The organism is Actinomadura sp. NPDC049753 (assembly GCF_040674655.1).
In the GTDB taxonomy this organism is placed as follows: Bacteria; Actinomycetota; Actinomycetes; order Streptosporangiales; family Streptosporangiaceae; genus Spirillospora; species Spirillospora verrucosospora.
This window is the reverse complement of sequence record NZ_JBFARL010000353.1, coordinates 1-4,138: the sequence shown is the minus strand read 5'-3', so window position 1 is coordinate 4,138 and position 4,138 is coordinate 1. Positions and strand designations below refer to the sequence as shown.

Annotated in this window: 3 protein-coding genes; 2 read left to right on the top strand and 1 reads right to left on the bottom strand. The window is 77.2% G+C overall.

Features of this window, described 5'->3' with window-relative positions:
- Nucleotide 1 precedes the first annotated feature (1 nt).
- Nucleotides 2-1,048, bottom strand: coding sequence for a ketoacyl-ACP synthase III family protein (locus AB0K37_RS40605; protein WP_363991163.1), 1,047 nt, complete (start codon nt 1,046-1,048; stop codon nt 2-4).
- 123 nt (nt 1,049-1,171) lie between these two features.
- Between AB0K37_RS40605 and AB0K37_RS40600 the strand changes: the two genes are divergently transcribed.
- Complete coding sequence (locus tag AB0K37_RS40600) at nt 1,172-2,167, top strand: acyltransferase domain-containing protein (RefSeq protein ID WP_363991160.1); 996 nt, start codon at nt 1,172-1,174, stop codon at nt 2,165-2,167.
- Between the two features lie 57 nt (nt 2,168-2,224).
- On the top strand, nt 2,225-4,138 hold a 1,914-nt coding region (locus tag AB0K37_RS40595; RefSeq protein WP_363991157.1), incomplete at its 3' end, for a type I polyketide synthase.

Here is a 4,138-nt window from a genome sequence, read left to right as displayed (position 1 = left end):
CTCAGCGCGCCGCGTCCCGCGTCCGCTCCACGACGGCCGCGGAGTAGGTGAAGCCCGCGCCGACCCCGGCGAGCAGGCACCGCCCGCCGGGCGCCAGGCGGCCGGAGGCGACGAGCTCGCCGAGCCCGGCGATCTGGTCCCCGGCGCCGAGGTGGCCGATCCGGCGCCCCCAGTCCCAGGTCGTGCGCTCGCGCTCGATGCCGAGCGGCTCGAAGAACTGCGCGTTCATCTTCGGCAGGCCCAGGTGGGGCAGGACGAACCAGTCCACGTCCGCCTGCTCGGCGCCGGCCTCGGACAGGGCGCCCTCGACGGCGCGCGCCTGCCCCTCCTGCAGCCGCCGCAGCACCTCGGCGAACCCCAGTTCGGAGACCGCCTGCTCGCGCGGCGCCTCGGCGTCGATCGGGCGGGCCGCCTCCAGCGGGGCGTCCGCGAACGGCCGCGCGCCCCGCCCGAGCCTCTCCAGGTCCGGGTCCGAGACGGAGACCGCGCTGCGCAGCCTGAGGGCGTCCCGCCCGTTTCGCCCGTCGAGCGCATTTCCGCGCGACAGGACCAGCGCGGTGCCGCCGTCGCCGCAGATCGTTCCCGGGTCCGTGCGCCAGCGGTCGAAGCCGGGCAGGGCGAACCGGTCGCCGGTGGACACCAGCGCCCGGCGGCCCGCGGGCCGGGACGCCAGGAACGCGGCGGCCAGCTCGATCGCCGCCATGCCGCCGTTGGACTGCTGGTTGACCTCGACGGCGGGGCAGGCGTTGCCGACCGCCTTGCGCTGCACGTACGAGGCGGCCGCCCAGAGGTCGTGGCCCTGGTAGTGGACGCTGGCGTGCAGGATCAGGTCGATGTCGGTGGGGTCCGCGCCGGCGTCGGCCATGGCGCGCCGCGCGGCGTCCGCGGCCATGTCCGGCGGGGCCTGCTCCGCGACGCACACGGCCTCGACGCCGGTGCGCCAGACGTCCTTGCGGGCGCACAGGCCTCGTGCCTCCGCGTCCGCGGTCTCGATCGCGCCGGGCAGGTGACGGCCGATTCCCGTCACGTAGATGTCCTCGTACTCCATGCGGCGAGGGTCGCAACCGCCCGTCAGGAAGCGGTCGAGGACAGGTCGTCCCGGCCCGGCCGCGCCGCCGAGCCCGAATGACCCTAGGCCGAGCCTCGACGCGGGCGGCCTAGACATGGGGGCATGACGGACGACCACCCGGGCGCGGGACGCCCGCTCCCGATCGCACTGCTGATCCCCGGCCAGGGGGCGCAGCATCCGCGGATGGCCGCGTGCCTGTACGGCACCGTCCCGGTCTTCACCCGCACCATGGACGAGGCGTTCGAGCTCATGGGCGGGCGCGGCCCGGACCTGCGGGCGCAGTGGCTCGCCGAGCGGCCGTCGCCGGAGTTCGACGACGTCACGGTCGCGCAGCCGCTGCTGTACGCGGTCGGGTACGCGCTCGGGCGGACGCTGGTGGACCGGTGCGGGCGGCCGGACGCGCTGCTCGGCCACTCGGCCGGCGAGATGGTGGCCGGCGCGCTCGCCGGTGTCTTCGACTTCGCCGACGGCATGCGGCTGATGATGGAGCGGCTCCCGGCGCTGGCCGCGACCGAGCCGGGCGGGATGCTCGCGGTGGCGGCCTCCGTGCGGGACGTGGAGCCGCTGCTCGGCGAGGACGTGCACCTGGCGGCCGTCAACGCGCCCCGGCAGCTGCTGCTCGCCGGGGCGGAGGAGCCGCTCCGGCGGGCCATGTCCCGGCTCAGGGCCGAGGGGAGGACGGTCCGGCGCGTGCCCGCCCGGCAGGCGTTCCACAGCCCGCTCGTGGAGGCGGCGTCCGCCCGGGCCGGCGAAGGCTGGACCGGCGTCGCTCTGCGGCCGCCCGCCGTGCGGCTGTACTCCGCCTACGACGCCGCGCCGCTGACCGGCGAGCGGGCGTGCGATCCGTCGTTCTGGATCGGGCAGCCGGCGAGGACAGTCCACTTCGCCGGGGCCCTGGACCGGCTCCTGGACGACGGCGACCACCTGCTGGTGGAGACCGGCCCGGGGCAGAGCCTCACGATGCTCGCCCGCCGCCATCCCCGCGTCACGGCCGGAGGCAGCCAGGTGATCGCGATGTCGCCCGACCGCCGCGGCGGCGGCGGCGCCGAGCGCGACGCCGTCCGGTCGGCGACCGAACGGGTGCTGACGCGCCGTTGACCCCCCGGGCCCGCTGCCGGGCCCGATCCGCCAGACGTCGGAGGAGCTGGAACCGCAATGAGCACCCCCATCGCCGTCATCGGCATGTCCGCCCGCGTCCCCGGGGGACCGGGCCTGGAGGAGTTCTGGTCGCTGCTGTGGCGGGGGGACGAGGCGATCCGCCCTGCCCCCGAGGGCCGCGAGGGCGCGCCCGGCCGCGGCGGCTTCCTCGACCGGGTGGACGGCTTCGACGCCGCGTTCTTCGGGATCCCGGCGCGGGAGGCGGCCGAGCTCGACCCGCAGCAGCGGCTGATGCTCGAACTCACCTGGGAGGCGCTGGAGAACGCCCGCGTCCTGCCCGCCTCGCTGCGCGGGGGCCGCACGGGCGTCTTCGTCGGCGCGATGGCCGATGACTACGGGCTCCTCCAGGCCCGCCGGGACGGCGCCGGAGCATCGCCCTTCACTCTGACCGGAACCCGCCGCGGCTTCATCTCCGGACGGGTGTCGCACGTGTTCGGCCTGCGCGGCCCCAGCGTCACCGTCGACACCGCCCAGTCGTCCTCCCTGGTCGCGGTGTACCAGGCGGCGCAGAGCCTGCGGGACGGCGACTGCGAGCTGGCCGTCGCGGGAGGCGTGCAGGTGAACCTGGCGCCGGAGAGCCACGAGGCGCTCCGGGAGCTGGGCGCGCTGTCACCGGACGGGCACTGCCGTCCCTTCGACGCGGACGCCAACGGTTTCGTGCGCGGCGAGGGCGGGGGCGCGGTCGTGCTCAAGCCGCTCGACGCGGCGCTGCGCGACGGTGACCGCGTGCACTGCGTGGTCCTCGGCGGCGCGGTCAACAACGACGGCGCCACCCCCGGCCTGACAGCGCCCAGCGCGGAGGCCCAGGAGGAGGTCCTGCGGCTCGCCTGCGACCGGGCCGGTGTCGACCCCGGCGCGGTCCGGTACGTGGAGCTGCACGGCACGGGGACGCGGCGCGGCGACCCGGTGGAGGCGGCCGCGCTGGGCCGGGTGCTCGGCGCCGCCCGCCCGCCGGAGGAGCCGCTGCTGGTGGGCTCGGTGAAGTCGAACATCGGCCACCTGGAGGCCGCCGCCGGGATCGCCGGGCTCGTCAAGACGGCCGCCGCGCTGTCGCGCGGGCGGCTCCCCGCGACGCCGAACTTCGCCGCCCCCAACCCCGAGATCGACCTCGCGGACCTGAACCTGAAGGTCCACGACCGTCCCGGCGACTGGCCGGGCGGGGAGCGCCTGGCGGGCGTGTCGGCGTTCGGCCTCGGCGGCTCGAACTGCCACCTCGTCCTCGCCGGGCCGCCCCGCGCCGGCGCCGGGGAGGCCTCGACCCCGGCGCCGGCTCCCGGGCCCGTCCCGTGGGTGGTGAGCGGACGGTCCGAGCGGGCGCTGCGCGCGCAGGCCGGCCGGCTGGCCGATCTGGCCGCGACGCGACCGGACGCGGGGGACGTCGGCCACGCTCTCGCGGTCTCGCGGACCGTGTTCGAGCACGGCGCCGTCGTGACCGGCGACCACCGGGCGGGCCTGCGCGAGCTCGCGGCGGGGCGGGACGCGCCCGGAGTCGTCCGGGTCAGGCGGCGCGACGGCCGCACCGCCCTGGTGTTCCCGGGGCAGGGCGTGCAGCGCGCGGGCATGGGCCGCGACCTCTACGAGGCGTATCCGGCGTTCGCGCGGGCTCTCGACGAGGCCGGCGCCGCGCTGGAACCGGCGATCGGCGCGCCGATCACCGAGGCGATGTGGAACGACCGCCTGGACCGCCAGGAGCTGGTGCAGCCCGCCGTGTTCGCCGTCGAGGTCGCGCTCTGCCGCCTGCTGGAGTCGTGGGGCGTCCGGCCCGACGCCGTCGCGGGCCACTCCCTCGGCGAGATCACCGCCGCGCACGTCGCCGGGGTGCTTCCGCTCGCCGACGCCGCCGCGTTCGTCGCGGCGCGGGGACGGCTGTTCGAAGGGCTGCCGCCCGGGCTCGCGGTCGCGGTCGAGGCG